General features: G+C 70.2%; 9 protein-coding genes and 1 pseudogene. All 10 read right to left on the reverse strand.

What is annotated here, in order from left to right:
• Positions 1–10 precede the first annotated feature (10 nt).
• Positions 11–2,158, reverse strand: a complete 2,148-nt coding sequence (locus ACH4TV_RS38290; RefSeq protein WP_398405934.1) for a GDSL-type esterase/lipase family protein — start codon at positions 2,156–2,158, stop codon at positions 11–13.
• Positions 2,159–2,167: 9 nt separating this feature from the next.
• Complete coding sequence (locus ACH4TV_RS38295) at positions 2,168–3,397, reverse strand: SGNH/GDSL hydrolase family protein (protein WP_398405935.1); 1,230 nt, start codon at positions 3,395–3,397, stop codon at positions 2,168–2,170.
• 8 nt (positions 3,398–3,405) lie between these two features.
• Entirely contained in the window at positions 3,406–7,047 is a 3,642-nt protein-coding gene (locus ACH4TV_RS38300; RefSeq protein ID WP_398405936.1) for a beta-galactosidase, read from the reverse strand.
• Entirely contained in the window at positions 7,044–8,918 is a 1,875-nt protein-coding gene (locus ACH4TV_RS38305) for a glycoside hydrolase domain-containing protein (RefSeq protein WP_398405937.1), read from the reverse strand. The genes ACH4TV_RS38300 and ACH4TV_RS38305 overlap by 4 nt, the downstream gene beginning before the upstream one ends.
• 22 nt (positions 8,919–8,940) lie before the next feature.
• The gene (locus ACH4TV_RS38310; RefSeq protein ID WP_398405980.1) at positions 8,941–11,916 is read right to left on the reverse strand and encodes a TIM-barrel domain-containing protein; all 2,976 of its coding nucleotides are present in this window, start codon (positions 11,914–11,916) and stop codon (positions 8,941–8,943) included.
• 585 nt (positions 11,917–12,501) lie between these two features.
• The gene (locus ACH4TV_RS38315) at positions 12,502–13,293 is read right to left on the reverse strand and encodes a DeoR/GlpR family DNA-binding transcription regulator (RefSeq protein ID WP_398405938.1); all 792 of its coding nucleotides are present in this window, start codon (positions 13,291–13,293) and stop codon (positions 12,502–12,504) included.
• Between the two features lie 174 nt (positions 13,294–13,467).
• Positions 13,468–15,387 carry a glycoside hydrolase family 5 protein gene (locus tag ACH4TV_RS38320; protein WP_398405939.1) on the reverse strand — a complete coding sequence of 640 codons (1,920 nt, stop codon included), beginning with the start codon at positions 15,385–15,387 and terminating at the stop codon, positions 13,468–13,470.
• 242 nt (positions 15,388–15,629) lie between these two features.
• Positions 15,630–15,947 (reverse strand): EamA family transporter, encoded by a 318-nt coding sequence (locus ACH4TV_RS38325; RefSeq protein WP_398405940.1) that lies wholly within the window; start codon positions 15,945–15,947, stop codon positions 15,630–15,632.
• Positions 15,948–16,138: 191 nt separating this feature from the next.
• Positions 16,139–16,477: pseudogene (locus ACH4TV_RS38330) on the reverse strand (EamA family transporter); the annotation flags it as partial.
• Between the two features lie 416 nt (positions 16,478–16,893).
• Complete coding sequence (locus ACH4TV_RS38335; protein WP_398405941.1) at positions 16,894–18,114, reverse strand: metallophosphoesterase; 1,221 nt, start codon at positions 18,112–18,114, stop codon at positions 16,894–16,896.
• Positions 18,115–18,610 lie beyond the last annotated feature (496 nt).

An 18,610-nucleotide genomic window follows, 5' to 3' on the forward strand; every position in this document is an offset into this window, starting at 1 on the left:
AACGGGCCTCTCACTCGTCGGTGGAGAAGGAGTCGAACAGTGCGGTCGTGATCTGGCCGGGGTGGTTGAGGTTGACCGCGCTCGCGACCAGCCCGGCGTCGCCGGTGCCGCTCGCGGACGGCACGGTGGCGGTGGCCACCTGCTGCCAGGCGGCGCCGTCGGAACTGGCGTACGCGGTGTAGGCGGTGCCGTCGCGGACGAGCTTCAGCCAGGCGGGGTGGTACGAACTGCCGCCCCCGGCCCAGGTGTCGAGCCTTCCGTCACCGTCGCTGTCGGTCAGGAACTCCAGGCCGAACTGCGCGGACATGGTGAGCACCGCGTAGCCGCCCGCCGCCGGCGCGGTGAGGTCGTTGGCGACGGCGACCCCCGCCTTGGCGGACGGGCCGCTGCCGGTCTGACCGACAACCCGGGCGGTCACGGTGCCGGACGGCGGCGCCGCGTCGGCGAGGTAGACCGCCGCCTTCTCGTCCTTCCAGCCCGACAGGTCCTGGCCGCCCGCCCAAATCGCGAACTGGCCGCCGTTCTGCGCGAATTGAGCTTCTTCGGTCGTGGTGGCGGTCGTCAGATACGGCGCCCGGACCTCGGACGGAGCGGGGGTCACCGTGGCGTCCACGCTGTCGGAGTCGCGCCGTGCCCGGCCGTCCTGGCGGAAGGAGGTGCGTACGCCGATCTCGTGGGTGCCCCAGACCGCGTCGGCCGCCGGGGTCACCGTCCAGGTGACGGTGGCGCTGGCGCCCGGGGCGAGGGAACGTATCCGCGCGCTGCCGGCCGGCTCGGCGGACCAGCCGTCGGGGAGATCGAGGCGAGTGCCGACCTGAGTGACCGCTCTGGTACCGGAGTTGGTGACGGTCGACGTGATCTCCGTGCCGTCGCCGCCGGCTTGCAGGACCGGCCGGTACGGGGTGAGCCGGACGCGGGCCGACGGGCAGTCGCGGGCCGCCCCGAGGGTGGTGAGGTCGACGGCGTCGGCGAACGCCTTCATCCCGGTGTCGTTGGGGTGCAGATGGTCACCGGAGTCGAACGCGGCGGCGTAGCGGGTGGGGTCGCCCGGGTCCCGTACCGCCTTGTCGAAGTCTGCGTAGTCGTCGAAGACGCCGCCCTCGCGTACGAACGTGTTGACCTTCTGCCGGTCGGCCTCCTTGGCCTCGGTCCACCAGTCGCCCCAGCCGCGATACGGCACGACCGTCGCGCCGATCACGCGCAGCCCGCGGGCGTGGGCGCGGCGCACGATCTCCTTCATGCCGTCGATCAGCTGGTCGCCGGTGGCGCCGCCCCAACTGAGGTCGTTGACGCCCTCGAACAGGACCACCGTCCGGGCGCCCGGCTGCGACAGCACATCGCGTTCCAGCCGGTCCAGTGCCGACGGGTTGCCGTCCACGCCGGCCGTGATCCGGTTGCCGCTGATGCCCTCGTTCAGCACTCCTGCGGCGGACGTACAGGCCGACAGACGCTCCGCCAGATAGTCGGGCCAGCGCCGGTTGGCGTTCGACGTGGAGGACGCCCCGTCGGTGATGGAGTCGCCGAGCGCCACCACGGAGCCCGCCGCGTTGCCGCCCCGGACGTCGACACCGGTCAGGAACGGAAAGGTGGAGTCGGTCCTGGTGAAGGCGTCCCCGGCGGCGTCCGAGGCGTGGTCGCCGCCGCCGTCAGGCGTCCAGTAGACGGTCTGCAGCCCCATCCAGTGCTGGCTGATGTGGGTGAGCCGGCCGGGGAAGTACAGGCTGACGACCAGGTCGCTGCGCGCGGGCACGGAGATCCTGACGGCATCGCTCACCGCCTGCTCCCCGGCGGCGATCGTCACCTCGTCCTTGCCGCCGAACCGGACCTCGTACGGCTTCACGACGGCGGAACCACCGCCCCGGCGCCCCACGGTCGCGTGTCCGATGGTCACCGGCTCGGTGGTGAAGTCGTTGGTCAGGCGGATGCGTACGCTCGACCCGCCTGCGCTCACCCGCACCGGTATCCGAACCGTCACCTCCGAGGTGCCCGGGTCGTACGAGGCGTGCTGCGCGGTCGCCCAGGTCCCGGTCCACCCCGGCCGCATGGTCTCCGCGGCGACCGGCGCCGCCGGAAGCAGGGCTGCGAGGGTGGCCGCCAACGCCGTGGCCAGGACCGCGAGTCTTCGGTGCCCACGCAGGTGTTCGAGCCGTCTGGACACGGTTCCTCCTCAGGAACAGCCGCGGCCGAGGCCGAGCGACGTCAGGTCGATGGAGTCGGCGAACGCCTTCATCCCGGCGTCGTTGGGATGGAGGTGGTCACCGGAGTCGTACGCCACGCCCAGCCGCCGCGGGTCCGCCGGATCCCGGACCGCCCGGTCGAAGTCGGCGTAGGCGTCGAAGACCCCGCCGGAGTCCCGGACGAACGCGTTGACCTGCTGCCGCCGCGCCTCCGTCTCCTCGGTCCAGCCGCCCCAGGTGAAGTCCTTGTACGGGGTGATCGTGGCGCCGACGACCCGCATCCCGCGCCGGTGCGCCCGGTCGGCGATCTCCGTCATCCCGGCGACGATCTGCTCGGCGCTCGCCCCGCCGAGATCGTTGATCCCCTCGAAGAGGATCAGGGTCCGCGCCCCGGGCTGGGAGAGCACGTCCCGGTCGAGCCGGTCCAGGGCCGAGGGATTCGTCTCCGTCCCGGCGGTGATCCGGTTGCTGGTGATGCCCGCGTTGAGCACTCCGGCGCCCGGCAGGCAGGCGTTCAGCCGGGCGGACAGCAGGTCGGGCCAGCGCTGGTTGGTGTCGGCGGTCGAGAAGGACCCGTCGGTGATCGAGTCGCCGAGCGCCACCACCGCCCCGGTCCTCGGCGCGGTCACGTCGACGCCACTGAGGAACGGCCAGCTCGTGGTGGTCCAGGTGTAGGCGTCGCCGGAGGTGTCGGAGACGTGGTCGCCCGCTCCGTAGTCCGTCCAGTACACGGTCTGCTGTGCCCACCAGTGATCGGTGATGTGCGTGACCTGACCGGGCAGATGGAGACTGACGACCAGGTCGGCCAGGGCCGGCACGGCGAGCCGGACCGGATCGCTGACCGCCTCGCCACCCGCCGGAATCGTGACCGCCCGCTTCCCGCCGAACCGCACGTCGTACGGGCGGGCCACGGCGGAACCCCCGTCGCGCAAACCCACGGTCGCGTGCCCGATCGTCACCGGGTCGGTGGCGTAGGCGTTGGTCAGCCGGATGCGCACGGATGAGCCGCCGACGCTGGTGCGCACCGGCATCCGTACCGTCACCTCGGACATCCCCGAGACCTCGTAGTGCTCACTGGCCGCCGTCGCCCACGTCGCCGTCCAGGCGCGCCGATCGCCTCGCTGACCGGCCTCGGCGGGTGCCACCGTCCCGGCCACGAGGGCCGCGACGGCCAGGAGCAGGGCCGCGAGCGTCGGACGGAAGCGGGCGGGTCGTCTCACCGGCGGCATCAGGAACCGTCCCCACAGGCCAGCTTGGCGTCGGCCCAGTCGGCGTGGTCCGTGGACACATCGCCGTCCCCGTCGACCAGCAGGTCCAGCCAGCGGGCGCCGGACACGTCCACGTCGACCGTGGCGCCGCCGTCGGAGCCGTACAGCACCGGGCTGTCGAAGAGGGAGCGGCCGTCGGCGATCACCTCGAACGAGACGCTGCCGTTGTCACCGACCTCGTCGTCCACACCGGCGGTCGCGGTGAACCGGGTGCAGCCGCCGCCGAGATAGACCCTGATCCGGCTGTCGGCGTGCACGCCGAGGCCCTTGGCGTAGGCGGCGCCGCCGATGCTCAGGGGGCGTCCGTCGCCGGCCGCCGACTCCCCGTTGGAGGTGTCCTTCTCCACCGGCCCCCAGCCGTTGACCGCCTTGACCAGGGTCAGGTCGCTCACATACGAGTCGGCGGACAGCCCTGGCGGCGGCACCTGAACGGCCCGTACACCGGTGACGGTGCCCGGACGGCCGGCTTGGGTTAGCGTGGCGGTCGCGGACAGGACAGCGTAGTGGACCGGGTCACCTGGCGGGGTGACGGTGTAGTCGGCTGTCACCGTCTCGCCGGGCCGGACCCGGGCGAAACGCGTGGTGTCGCCGGTGGTCGCGGTCCAGCCGTCCGGGACCTTCAGCGCCAGCTCGACGTTCCGGGCGAGCGGCGCGTCCTTCGGCACGCTGAGGGTGACGGGGACCCCGGCGGCGGTGCCGGTGCCCAGGAACGGCTCGGCATCGATGGTGACCTGGGCGCCCGCGGCCGGCATGGCGTAGGTCCTGGGGTCGTACGAGGGCGCGGCCACCGTCCCGACCCTGATCCCGCCCGCCGAGGCGCCGAGGTCGACGAACTTGGCGGAACCCGGGCCCGCGCCGGCCTCGGTGGACCACACGGCCAGGGCGATGGTGTTGCCGCCCTGCTCGCGCAGGATGCCCTTGGGGATGACGAAGCGTGTCTGCGGTCCGGTGTCCGGCAGATAGCGGCCGATCAGCCAGCCGTTGACGAAGATCTGGGCGCGGTAGCCGGTGCTGCCGCCCTCGGCCTGTGCGAGATCGACGGCGATCGCGTTGTCCTGGCCCTGCGGCAGGTCGAGCCGCGCGGAGGTGCGGTACCAGCGCACGCCGGGCACGGTCTTCCCGGCCTGCCCGGCAAGGGTCGTGCTCTTCCAGCTGCCGTCGGAGTAGCCCGGCAGCGACCAGCCGGCCCGCTCCCCGTACAGCCCGCCGTTGTTGTACGGGCCTCGGGCCGTGTCGACCGGGTCCTCGCCGCCCCGGGAGCCCTGGATCTTCCAGGTGAGGGTGGAGGCCCCGCCGATCACCTCGGCGCCGAGCAGACCGCGCGGCTCCTTGGAGTAGTCGTGGCCCCATTCCTCGTTGTGGCCCGCGTTCTCCACGAGCACGGACAGGACGTTGTCGCCTGCCGCCCTGAGCGTCCCGGCCGGTATGCCGAAGGTGTGCGCGCCGTCTCCGGAGCTGCCGAGGTAACTGCCGTTGAGCCAGACCGCGTACTGGCCGGTCGGACCGGTGTTGGCGTCGAGCGCGAGCGCGGTAGCGGCGCCGGTGGTGCGGAACCGGCCCCGATACCAGACGTTGCCGTGGTGGAAGCCGTACTCGTCCATCGCCAGGACCGGCAACGACCCTGCCAGATCAGGGTTGTTGGCGGTGAGGTGGTCGGCGGTGGTCCAGGCGGAGTCGTCGAAGCCCGGGGTGGCCTCCGGTGCCTCCTCCTTGTACTTCCAGGTCGTCAGCGCGGGCAGCTCGACCGGGCGCGGCGCCTCGGTCTCGGCGACCTTGCGGCCGTTCCAGGTCACCTTCCTGGCGTCCGCGATCACCTCGATCTTCGCGGCCTCGGTGGAGTCCCCGGTCAACTTCAGTGTGCCGCCTGCCAGTTCGGCGGTCCGGACCAGCGACGGGCCGCGCACGAGGACCGGGCCCGACGCGGTGTCCTGCCGCCACCAGTGGGCGGTCTCAGCGGTGTCGGCGATCAGTAGTTCCATGCCGTTCACCAGCACCCGCGCCAGGCCCTTGTGCGTGTAGTTCAGGCGCAGGTCGCCGCGTTCGGCGTCCCAGGTGGTGGTGACCTCGCCGTCGAGGACGGTGACCTCGGGCCGCTCGGCATACCGCAGCACGGTCTCACCCGCCTCGCCCGCACGCCCGTACAGCAGCGCCACGTCCCGGTCGGCGATGCGGGCGTGCGTCATGATCTCCGAGGTGGAGTAGACGAGCCGTTGGCTCCCGCCCAAGTCGTAGCCCGCCACGAGGAGTTTGGCGTCCCGGCCGTCGACGGTGATCGTGCCCTGCTGCGGTACACGCGGGTAGTCGCCGTCCGCACCGGTCAGCGACAGGGTGGTCTCGTCCTTGTCCTTCACCCGGGTGTCGGCGTGCCGGACGGTGAAGAACTGGGTGCCGTCGTCGGGGTTGACGCGCCGGTCGATGCGCAGGGCGTCGTCGGTCGGGACGGGAGCCTCGGCCTTGTCGGTGCGCGCCAGCGACGTCACGGAGTTGACCAGGTAACCGAGGCGCTTGAACTCCTGGTATTTGTCCGTCAGTTGGCGGGACTCGTTGATCGGTGCCCCGTAGTCGTACGACGTGTAGACCGCGTTGGGGTCGGCGAGCCAGCCCCAGTTGGTGCCGCCGTACGTCATGTAGAAGGACTGGCCGCTCACCCCGGCGGCGATGTTCATCTTGCTGAACACCCGGGTGAAGTCGGTGCCGGTGAGTTTCGCGCAGTCCTGGTATCCGGTACCGCCCCAGGGATCGAAGGCGCCGCCCTGTGCCTCCGGGATGATCAGCGGCGACTCGGGCTTCCACTCGTTGACGTACGAATAGTCGGGCAGGTTCCTCCAGGTGTCGGGGTCCTTGCAGTCGAAGCCCTGCGGGTAGGCGTCGAAGCCGTAGATGTCGGGGGCACCCTTGCCGCTGACCCAGTTCTTGTTGGCGCCGCCGTCGTTGACGAACGTCGGGACGTCGATGCCGTCCTGGCGTGCCCAGTCGATGAGGGTCTGCATGTAGTCGGCGTCCTGGCGACCGCCCTGGTACTCGTTCTCGACCTGATAGAGGATCACATTGCCTGTGCCACGCGTGAGTTGATGCCGCGCGATGATCGGGTTGATCCGGCTCATCCACTCCCGGGCGGCCTTCATGTACTCCGGCTCGGAGGTACGGTTCACACCGGCCTGGGTCTTCCGCCAGGCGGGCATGCCGCCGCCGGAGACCTCCGCGTTGATGTACGGGCCCGGGCGGGCGATCACATACAGGCCCGCTCGCTCGGCCTCGTCGAGCAGCCGTTCCACGTCGCGGATGCCGGTGAAGTCGTACGAGCCGGGCTCGGGGGAGTGGTAACCCCAGTCGAAGTAGAGCGAGACCGCGTTGAATCCGCCCGCCTTGATCTTCTGCAGCACATCGCGCCACGCGTCGGGGCTGGGCAGCCGGAAGTAGTGGAACTCGGCGCCCCAGAGGTACAGGGGCTTGCCGTCGACCTGCACGGAGTACTGGTCGTAGGTGACGGTGTGCGGGGCCTTCGGCTCCGCCTGGACAGGTGCCTCAGCGGCATGCGTGCTGGTCAGGGGCATGACACTCAGTGCCGCGGCGAGCAGCAGGGATTTCCACTTCACCCTCATGACGTCAGCCCCTTCACTACGGCCGCGCGCGCGGTCTCGATGTCGTTGACGTTCTTCGTCCGGCCGTCGAGGTCTCGGGTCGCGGTGGTGAGAGCCTCGGTCAGCGCGTCGCTGTCCGCGCCGCCGTCCTTCTTCCGCAGCTGGGCGATGAGTTCGTAGTCCTCGATGCCCTCCTTCAGCTGCTCCCAGCGGATGCTGGACATCGGACCGTCCTTGCCCGGGTAGACCAGGTACTCGTCGCCCTGCGTGAAGACGTGCACCGGCTGCTTGAAGGGGTCGCTGGTCCAGCTGTTGTACGACCAGCGCAGGAAGCCGTCCAGATCCCGCTGGGCGGCGATCCACGGCAGCATCCGCGACTCGACGGCGGGCGAGAAGGACAGCGTGTTGGGGTGGGCCGGCGCCCCGTACACGTAGAAGGTCGTGGTCTTGCCGGCCTCGCGCCGCTCCGCCACCTTCTCCTTCGTCATCGCGTCGATGCCGCCCCAGTCGACGGACAGATTGGAGGCGACACCCTCGGTGCTGATCGAACCCGCCACGGAGATACGGTCGTCGAAGACCGGCGCGACCTCGTGGACGAAGTCCTTGACGACCGTCATCGTGCTGATGGGCCGCTCGTCGAAGGACAGCCAGGTGTCCTCCAGCCGGCCCGTCGCCTTCAGGTGCTTCTCGAAGGCGGGGAGGAACGTTCCCCATGCCTCCCGCCAGCGGTCCCCGCCCAGATCGACGTTCTCGTAGACGGTTTTGCCCGTGGTGGTGTCGGTGTAGGTGAGGTGCTCCTGGTCCTGGAACGCCAGCATGGAGAAGGCGCCGATGTCAGGACCGAGCCCGGCGCGTCTGGCGGTCTCGACGTACTTGTCCCAGCGGGCGAAGTCGAAGGAGAACGTCTTTCCGTTCCACTTCCAGCCCACCATGCTGGTGTACGGCGTGGCGGTCTGCGACTCCCGGGTACCGAGCGACCACTGGTGGTGCCACGGGTTGTCGACGATGGTGGTGTTGACGACCTTCTGACCGCGCGAGGCGAGGTCGCGGTTGTACTTCTCGATCAGTTTCCAGTGCTGGTCGGACCAGAGCCTGACGCCATGGTTCTTGGCGATTGTCTCCGGCTGCGCCCATACGTCGAGGAAGAAGCCGTAGTCCGCCGGGTCGGGCACGCTCGCGTCCGCGACCTCGATGGTCAGCGGATAGGTGGCCTGGGTGCGGCCGTCGGCGTCGACCTTCACCGTGCCGGTGTACGTGCCGGGTCTCGCCTTGTCCGGAATCTTGAAGGTGAACCACAGCGGCTGCGCCGCGTACGCGGGCACGTCCACGGAGGGCCGCTCATCGAGCGCGTCGCCGACCACATCGGGGTTACGGTCCCCTGACACCTCCTTGCCGGAGCTGACCTGGTCGATGGTGGCGGACCAGTCGACCTCGCTCTTCGAGCGCTGCACGGGCACGTACTTGACGAACCGGACCCGGGTGTCGGCGCCGGACAGCTTCGCGCCGCCGGGCCCGGTGAGGTCGCCGACCACGGCCTTGACGTCGTCGAGGTCCTGGCCGGAGGCGATCGCCAGCTGCGCCGACACCTGCTCGTTGCGGACGGCGGAGAGCTTCAGCTCCTTGGTGTCCTTGCCCTGGATGGCGGTCATCGGATAGCGCGGGACGCGTTCCTCCGCGGAGCCCGCGAAGGAGCCGGTGGGAACCCAGGTGATGGTGTCCCTGGTGCCCATGGCGTCGGCGACCTTGACGGTCAGCCAGGTGGTGGTGGGCCGGGAACCGAGGTCGGCGCCGGTGGTGGTGCCGGTGGCGCCGGTGACGGCTATCGCGGTGGTGCTCGCGGCCACGACGACGCCCGCGACGAAGCCGGCGACGACTGAGGACGTACGTGCCATGGGGTGGGTTCCCTCTCTGGTGTCAGGAGGTGACGGAGAATCCGCTGAAGACGGCTTCGATGTTCTCGCCGGGGTAGTTGACGTTCGCCGCGCCGGCGACCATCCCGGCGTCTCCGGTACCGGCGGCCGACGGCACCTGGGCGGTGCCGATCTGCGACCAGGTCTCGCCGTCCTTGCTGGCGTACGCGGTGTAGGTGGCGCCGTCCCGGGTCAGCCTGAGATACGCCGGGTGGTAGGTGGAGCCGCCGCCCGCCCAGGTGTCGAGCTTCCCGTCGCCGTCGCTGTCGGTCATGAACTCCAGTCCGTAACTCTGGGTCATGACCAGCACCGCGTAACCGCCCTTCTCGGGCGCCGTCAGGTCGTTGGCGAGGGCGACGCCGGCTTTGCCGACCGGGGAGGCGCTGTTCTGGGAGACCAACTGGGCCTGCACAGTGGCCTGTTCGCCGGCCGCGTCGTCGCGGTAGATGACGCCTTTCTCGTCCTTCCAGCCGGACAGGTCCTCGCCGCCCGCCCAGATGGCGAACTGATCGCCGGCCTGGGCGTATTGGGGGTCCTCGGACGTGGTGTCGGTCGTCAGGTACGGTGCCTGCACACTGCCCGGGGCGGCCTTCACCTGCGCCCGCACGGTGTCGGACACCTTCTGCGCGCCGTTGGATCCGGTGTAGGTGGCGGCACTGGTGAGGTCGTGGCTGCCCCAGCGGGCGTCGGCGGCCGGAGTCACCGTCCAGGTGGTGGTGAGCGTGGCGCCGTTCCTGAGGGACTTCGCGGTGGTCGGGCCGGTCGCCTCGGCGGTCCAGCCGTCGGGCAGGTCCAGTGACGCCTTGGCGTTCCTGATGGTCCCGGGGCTCCAGTTGGTCACCTCGGTGGTCACCTCGAAGGGCGTACCGGCGTCGGTGGACGGGGCGTCCGGGGTGATCAGGACGGAGGCGGCCGGCGCGTCGTCGCGCTTGAGCGCCTTGACGGCCTTGGCGGCGCCCTTGGCCTTGAGGTTGACGAAGGCCGGCGTGACGCCGAGCGGCGCCGCGTACCCCTTGAGGGTCCTGGGGCCGCGGATCACGGTGCCCTGGTTGACGTCGTACCAAGTACCCGGCGGCAGATGGACGGAGCGGGTGGCGCCGGTGCTCAGCTTGGGCGCGGCCAGCACGGCCGGGCCGAGCATCCACTCGTCGGTGACCGTGTAACTCGCCTCGTCCTTCGGGAAGTCGAAGAACAGCGGCCGCATGATCGGATCGCCGGTCTTCAGGGTGCTCTGCACCTGGTCCCAGATGTACGGGGCGAGCTTCTCGTGGGTCTCGATCGCCTCCCGGTAGAGGTCGACCGTCTCCTGGTCGTAGTCCACCTTCTGGCCGGTGGTGGTGTCGTTGGTGTCCACCGGGGAGGTCGAGGCGTACATCAGTGGCATCAGCGAGGCGGACTGCGCCCACCGCACCAGTACGTCCTTCGTCGGTGCGGGCTGGCCGCCGGAGCCGCCGATCATGTCGGACTCGACGAACGGGTAGCCGATGGTGGAGATGGCCAGGTTCTGGGTGGCGGAGGCGCGCAGGGAGTCCCAGCCGGTGCCCTTGTCGACCTGGCGGGTGACGAAGCCCGCCTCGTGCGCGGTCTGGTTCCAGTGCACCCGGATGCCGGCGCCCTGGAGGTCGAACTCGTCGGCGAGCTGCGTACCCAACTTCTGGTAGTCCGTGGCCTGGTGGCCCTCGCGCGGTGCGCACTTCTCGTCGAAGAAGCGGGTGTCGAACTTCAGCCCGTCGATGTCGTAGGTGTCCATCAGGGCCTTGAGGTTGCCCTCGTACCAGGCCTTGGCGTCGGGGTTGGCCAGGTCGATGATCCCGGCCTGGCCGTTCCACCAGGTCACTTCACACGGCTTGGTCGTGTCCTTGGCGTCCATGAGCAGATAGCCGTTGTCGACCGCGTACTGGTAGTTGTCGGAGTCCAGGTTGATCCACAGGGTGACCCAGATGCCGAAGTCGAACCCCATGTCATGGATCTTCTTGGAGAGACCCTTGGGATCGGGGAAGGTCTTGGGATCCCAGGTCAGATTGCCGTAGTTGGACTCCCACTTGTCGTCGAGCTGGATGGTGTGCCCGTCCAGACCGTTGTCGTGGAGGTCGGTGGCGTAGTCGAGCAGCTTCTCCTGATCGATCTTGGTGTAGAACTGCGCCCACGAATTCCACAGCGGCTTGGCGTACTGCTCGTACGTGGCGTCCGACTTGGTCGGCTTGCCGACGATGCCTATGTAGTCGCGGTAGACCTCCAGCGGCGTCGACTCGACGAACACGGTGGCCTTGTAGGTGTCGGGGGACTCGACGACGAAGGTGCCGAGACCGTCCTTGCCCTTGTCGATCGCCACGTCCATGACGTCCCCGGTGTCGACGCGCAGACCGGTCGACTTCGAGGTGTACCAGAACGGGTCGATCATGTTGTACGACGCCGGGCCGAAGGTCCCGTGGTCGACCTCACCGGCGTCGAGCGGCCAGGGCTGGTTGACCCCGGGACCGCCCTGCGGGGTCTCCGCCTCGCCGTGGCCGTACCAGTGGCCGGCCGACGACAGGTCGTAGGCGAGGCCCAGTTGCTTCGCGCCGCCGCCGAGGACGTCCCAGTCGAGCTGGTAGCGGTCGGCGCCGGGGGTGATCCGGGCCTCCACCGTGGTGCCGTCGAGGGTGCTGTCGGCGGTGACGGTCAGGATGCCGTTCTGCCACGTCCAGTCGGTGACGCCGGTCGCGTGCTGCCACGTACCGTCCGCCGCCGTGAAGCGCAGAGCGCCGGTGTCGCCGGAGGCCGAGGCGAGCACGGTCTTCCCGGCGCGGCGCGTGGTCAGGGCGAGTTCGTCGGTGGCCACGTCGAGGGTGTAGCCGGGGGCTCCGGCGGAGGCCGGCACGGAGACCGTGACGGCGTGCGTGGTGCGAGCCACCTTCGGCCCGCCCGTGGTGGCGGTGGTGGTGTCGGGACGGGCGGTGGCCGTTGCCGCGGTGGAGCCGGTGACGGGCGCCATCAGCATGGCGGCGGTCAGGGCGGCAGCGAGTAACAGGCCGCCGGGACTGCTCAGTCGGACGTGCACTCGTGTCCTCCTGTCGGACAGGACGGTGACGGTGACTCAGGAGTGGTGGTGCGCGGTCCCGGTGGCGTGCGGTCCCAGTGGGGGCGGAGTGCACGGTCACGCGGAAGCGAGACGCTTGCGGGAGTTCGACTTCTGTTTGGTTCTGCGTACAGATGCAAGATTCGAAGCGATTTCGCTCATGTTCTTGCGGCAGCCTCCACCTGTCAACATGCGGGACACCCGCCTTCCCGAGGGCCCTGAGGGTCCCCGGGGAACTGTTGTTGTCCCTGGTGGCAGTCGGTCCCAGGGGCCGCTGAGAGGCCTCGACAGGCCCGGAATCCGTTCGTAACGGACGAGTAAATTCTGCGAATTCCGCCAACTGCCGCCGGTGCCGCGGGTGCCGGCGATCTCGCGGGCGGGACCCGGCGGAGGGGCCGTCGGGTCTCCGCGCCACCACGCGGGCACGACGACACCCGGGCCTATGGGCCGCGGTCGATGGTGCCGGCGTTCAACCTGCCGTTGTGCTGTTCGGGAACGGAGTGCGGGTCAGGCGCGGATGACCTCCACGCCGGCCGCGACGAACGACTGGGTCAGCTCGTCCGGGGCGGCCTTGTCGGTCACCAGGACGTCGATGTCCTCCACCGGGCAGATACGGGCGAAGGCCCGCCGGTCCAGCTTGGAGGAGTCGGCGACCGCGATCACCCGCTGCGCGCGGCGGGCCAGCGCCCGGTTGATGCTGGCCTCGCCCTCGTGGTGGGCGGTCGCCCCGTGGGCCACGTCGATGGCGTCCACCCCGATGAACACCAGGTCCAGTGCGATCTCCGCGAGCAGTTCGGTGGCCAGCGGCCCTATCAGCTCATAGGACGCCGGCCGGGCCACTCCGCCGGTCACCACGAGCTTGACGTGGCGCCGCACGACCAGTTCGTTGGCGATGTTCAGGGCGTTGGTCACTACGGTGACCGCCGTCTCCGTGCCGCCGCCGGAACTCAGATCGGCGCGGGTGGCCAGGGCCCGCGCCACCTCCGTGGTCGTGGTGCCGCCGTTCAACCCCACCACGGCGCCGGCCTTCACCAGCCCGGCCGCCGCCTGCGCGATCCGCTCCTTCTCCGGAGCGTTGCGCGCGGCCTTGTAGCGCAGCGGAAGGTCGTAGGCGATGGCGTTGAGCGCGGCTCCGCCGTGCGTGCGGGTGACCATCTGCTGGCGGGCCAACTCATCGAGGTCGCGCCTGATCGTCGCGGCGGAGACCCGCAACTCCTCGGCAGCCGCCTCGACTTCGAGCCGCCCGTCGCGCGTCAGCATCTCCAGCAGCGCGCTCCACCGGGCCTGCGGTGCCGCCATGTCTCACAACTCTCTCTCGGTGGGGTGCGCCACAAAGTGCGCACCCCAATGAAAGCACGGTGCTTGATCAGACGTTTTATAGTCGCGAAACGAGCAAGACCTTGCACCCCTCGCAAGTCCATGTTGCGACGGCCATGCTCGGCCCGGTCGGCCCGGTCGGCCCGGTCGGCCCGGTCAGGCCGGTTTCCGGCAGTACAGCGCGTCCGGAGTCCGCGCCGAACCCACCCGACTCGTGTACGCGATCCCGGCCGCGTACTCGTCGTCCGCGCACTGGCCCTTGTAGTGGCCCTGCGCGAAGTCGCCGCCCTTGGCCGCCGAGCCCCGGTTGTCGCCCCGGTCGAACCAGACGGTACGGCCGCTCGTGCCGGGCCTGCCGACCGCAGCGGCCGCGCACAAGGCGGCGGAGACGGCGGAGCCGCGGACGCTGTAGCCGGTCAGGAAGTGGCCGTCGGGGCACTGGAGTTTGGTGTATCCGGATGCCCAGTCGCGGCCCGGCTCGACATACCGCTCGTCGACGACGACCACCTGTCCGCCGGCCGGGCCCCAGGGGCCGGGGAACACGTCCGAGCACAGGCCCCGGTTGCCGGTGTGGCTGAGGCCGAGCAGCCGCTGTCCGTCGGGGCACACAGCCTTGCGAGCGCCCACGTCCCAGTCGGGGAGGGCCCGAATCCGCCGAGACTGGACGAAGTCGCCGTGATCGGGACTGAGCATCGACCAGTCCGCCACGGGCGCCACCGGACCGGTGCGCCCCTGGGCCCCGATGAGGCGGGTCCAGGCAGCGGCCCGCCAGTCGTCGCCGTCGTAGAGGCCCATGCGGCGGCCCTCGGCGTCCCAGTGCAGAAGGGCCCAGCCGTTGCCCTTGCGGTCCTCGTGCCAGCCGACGAGCGGCCAGTACGCGAAGTCGGCGTCGGTACGGATCAGGTGGTCGACGAAGTTCCCGAACCAGGCTCGCTGTTTCTGCCCGGTCTCGTCCCGGCCACCGACACCGAACTCGCTGATCCAGACGGGCGCGGTGAAATGTGTGTTGGTCTCCGCGCTCACGAAGAATGCCTGACGGTCCAGCACCCTGGTCAGTTCGGCGGGGCTCAGGTCGCGGTAGCGGGGGTCACTGGTCTCGCCCGTACCGGTGGCGCCGCTGTGGTTCGGTCCGGTGTAGTCGTAGAAGTGCGCCGAGTACACGAGCTTGCCGGAGTCGACGAGGGTGTGCGAGAGGCGGCGTACGGGCTCCAGGGTGGGGCGTTCGTGGGGGAGTCCGTCGACGGGGATGCCGGTCCAGTTGATGCCCTCGACGATGATGAGGAGATCGGGGTCGGCCTCCGTGAGGATGCGGTCACCGACGCGCTGGGAGGCGGCGAACCAGTCGTGGTTGCCGCCGAGGCCCCAGTTGGGGTCGTCAAGGACATTGCGGCGCACCTCGTTGTAGAGGTCCGCGCCGACGACACGCTGGTTGTCCCGGTAGCGGCGGGCCATGAAGAGCCAGACGTTCTCCCAGGTCGCGACGGACTGGCTCGCGTTCCAGCGTTCGTTGCCGTCCACTCCGCAGCACCAGCGGGTGGTGTTGGTGTGGTTGTTGAGGATCACCGCGAGCCCGGCGGCGGTGAGTTCCCGGACCACGACGTCGTACACCTGCAGCGGGGTCCTGCCCCGCAGGGAGGGATTGGCGGCCACGGAATCGTCGGTGACGGGACGGCTGTCGCGGATCATCTCGTTGGAGAAGGGCAGCCGGATGCTGTTGACTCCGATCTCCTGGAAACCGGCGATGATCTCGGCCATGGGGGCACGGTCCAGGCCGAGCGGCATCCTGCCGGAGTTCTCCCCCGCGTGATGGTTGGCGTCGTCGTCCGAACTCCCCGAGCCGTTCCAGGTGCCGCTGGCTCCGTGCCAGTTGCCGGACCGCAGCTTGAAGCGGTCGCCGTCCGCGTCGACGATCCAACGACCCCGCGTGCTGAGCGGAGCCGTCCAGTCCGCCGCGGTCGCGACGGTGCCGGGCTCCCGTCCGACCGCTGCCTCGGCAACCGGCGCCAGGGCCATCAGGAGGAGTACGACGGCCAGTGTGGCCCTGGACCTGATGAGGAATCCGCGCACGGTCACCATCCTGAGGCGGTCATTGTCATGGCGTCGTCATCATGAAGGATCGCGCGGCATTGGTCCAGGCCTGCATACAGAGGCCGTCCTGCGGGTCACCGCCCCGCGCTCACGTTCTGCGCTGGCTCGTTCGTCATGCCGTGGAGGGCGGCGAGCGCGGCGGTGACCGGTCGTCCTGGACGTGAGGTCGCGTCGTAGTCCCGGGCAGGGCGGCAAACACCCGTGATCCCTACGACAGAAGACCATCGGGTTCATCGCAGGGCGATGAGCCCGATGGCGAGCGCCGCACAGGACAGACCGGCTGTCTGACGGCGGTTCAGACGCTCCTTCAGGAGCAATACGGCCAGGAGGACCGGGATGGCCGGGTACAGGGCGGAGAGCACGGTGGCGATGGCCATGAGCTGTTGCCTGGTGGCCTCCAGGTACAGCACGATCGCGAGTGTGCCCAGGGCGCCGGCCGCCACCGTGGCCGCCCACGGCCGTCGCGGCAGTCTCCATCCGGCACCGTAGGTTCCCAGGACCGCGGCGATGACCGCGACGGAGACCACCCGCTCAGCACCACCGGCCACAAACCGCTGTCCTTGCCCACCTGTGCCATGGCCAGGAACTGCAAGCCGAACCCCACGCCGGCGACCAGCGCACCGGTCACCCCTGCGGACACCGTTGCCCGCTGTTTCTCGTCCGGGTCCGGAGAACTCTGCGAGACCAGCCACAGCGCCGGAAGGACAGCGGCGATCCCCACCCATGCGGGGAGTGCGGGGCGTTCCCCGAGGAAACACACCCCGACCAGAACCGGAACAGCCACGGCACCGACGTCGCTGACCGGGACGACCACACTCATCGCCCCCTGCGACATCGCCCGGTAGAGGAAGGCCACTCCCACTCCTGTCCCCACCCCGGACAAGGCCCCCCACCCATAGTCCGCGAGCGTGGCGGATCCAGATCCGAGCAACAGGGCCAGGATCGACCCCAGGACGGCGCCACCCAGTTGGGCGTGGAGCGCCACGGTCAGTCCATTGTGTCTGCGTGCGACCAAGCCGCTGACGAAGTGCGTGATGCCGAAACACAGCGCCGACAACAGCGCGAGCAGTTCACCCATGGTCACGCTCGTTGCTCACGCGGTGCTCCCGGGCAGGTGAGCCGCCCGCGCACCCACCCTCTCCAGTTGGCCTCATCGCGTACCAACCCCTGTTTTCCAGGCCCTCGGCCATGCGGGAGGCCGCGGACTCAGTCAGGCCACTCGTCTCCCCAACTCGGTCACCCTCAAGCAGGAATCCGTGGACAACACCACCAGCGCGGCAGCCCTGTAGAAGAAGCCCAGCTTCTTCGTCTGCTGGTGGTACAGGCGTCACGTGTCGCTGACCTGCGTAAAACGTGGTCACGTATGGCTTGTTGGAGCCGTTGGCCCGGGAACGGGTCGGATTCTGTCGCCAGCGAGACGGGCTTGGTCATCTGTGGACGCCGCACCCCTCGGCTCGTGGACTGCTCCCAGCGGATGTGTTGGCCCGCCCAGTGCTACGGAGAGGTGGGCAGATGCGGGGATCGGAGCACGAGCAGGGTGATCTCGCTGGGGGCGAAGACGCGGAACGGCGGGCCCCAGAAACCGGTACCGCGGCTGGTGTAGAGGAGTGTGCGGGCGCCGTGGCGGCTGAGGCCGGCGACGGCGGGCTGGTCGATGCGGACGAGGTGGTGGAAGGGCCAGATCTGGCCGCCGTGGGTGTGGCCGGAGAGTTGGAGGTCGATGCCGTCGGCTGCCGCCCGGTCGACGAACTTGGGCTGGTGGGCCAGGAGCAGGACGGGCAGGTCGGGGTCGGCGCCGTTCAGGGCTCCGGCGAGGTGGGCACCGTGGCCGGCGAGGCCGGAGGACTCGGCGGTGACGTCGTCCACGCCGGCGACCACAAGGGTGTCGCCGCCGCGTTCGAGCAGCAGATGACGGTTGCGCAGCGGCTCCCAGCCCAGCTCGTCCATCAGGTCGACCCAGCCCTGGGCCTCGGTGTAGTACTCGTGGTTGCCGGTGACGTACACCCGGGCCCGGGTGGCCCGCACGGTGGCGAGTGGGACGGCCTGGGCGCGGCGGCGTTCGGCCGTGCCGTCCGCGATGTCGCCGGTGTGGCAGACCAGGTCGGCTTCCAGCGTGTTCACCGTCTCGCAGACCCGTGCCGACCAGCGGGCGCGATCGAGCGGGCCGTAGTGGGTGTCGGTGATGAGGACGACGCGGGTGCCGTCCAATCCGGCTCCCAGGCGCGGGAGTTGTACGTCGAGCCGGCGCACCCGTGGCACCCGGCGGGCCTCGACGTACCCCCAGGCGAGCAGCACGGCGGCTGTGCCGAGGACCGCCCAGGTGACGATCCGGGCCCGGTCCTGACTGTCGCCTACGCCGGTCACGGTCAGGGCCAGGCGCAGCAGGACGCCGAGCAGGACGGACCAGGTGAACAGGACCCAGCTGGCCCCGAGGAGGGTGTCTCCGACGATCGCCGCCCAGTCCTGCTGCCGTCGGCCGTGGCCGCGCACCATCGCGAGCGGCATACCGGCGAGGCCGAAGGCGAACAGGGCGGTGCCGCCTGTCGCCACGGGCAGCGGCCAGTGCTGGCCGGTGTGCAGGAGCACCCCGCAGGGCACGGTCCACAGCAGGACGGGGGCGATCAGGGGGAGGTAGCGCATCAGGCGGTGCAATCGGCTCTGCCGCGGAGCTTGTACTTCGCTGTCGGCGGGTCGGGTGTTGCTGGTGTCGGTCACGCTTCCCCTCCCTGACCAGGCTGCTGCCGTCCTGCGCACTGTATCCGGTCGCCCTGGGGCCGACCGGACCGGCGTTCAGGGGGCGGCGGCCCCTCGGGACCCCAGAGGCCACTGTCCTCCCTGGACTTGTCCAGGCCCACCACCTGGGCACTCAAAGATCAACCAACTTTGCGATCGGCGTAGGACAAACCCGACACCCATCAGGCGCGGATTCCCTTCACCGGCCGCACCGGGCGACCCGGTGCGCCTGGACCGTTGGCAAGCGCCACCGGCGGCGGCACCGCGTTACGGGATGGCCCTCGGGCTGGCGGGCGTTGCCCGACCCCGCGCTCCGTCGCCGCATGAGCGGTGACGTGGTCGCGTGACCCGGGCGGGGGGGGGCGGGCGCCCCGCCCCCCCCCCCCGCCCCCCGCCGGGGGCGGGCCGGGGGGACGCCCGCCCCGCGGGGGGGTGAGCAGAGCCCGCCCGGGGGGGCCGGGGGCGGACGCGCCCCCCG

Origin of the sequence: Streptomyces sp. NPDC020898 (assembly GCF_044333925.1) — a bacterium.
In the GTDB taxonomy this organism is placed as follows: domain Bacteria; phylum Actinomycetota; class Actinomycetes; order Streptomycetales; family Streptomycetaceae; genus Streptomyces.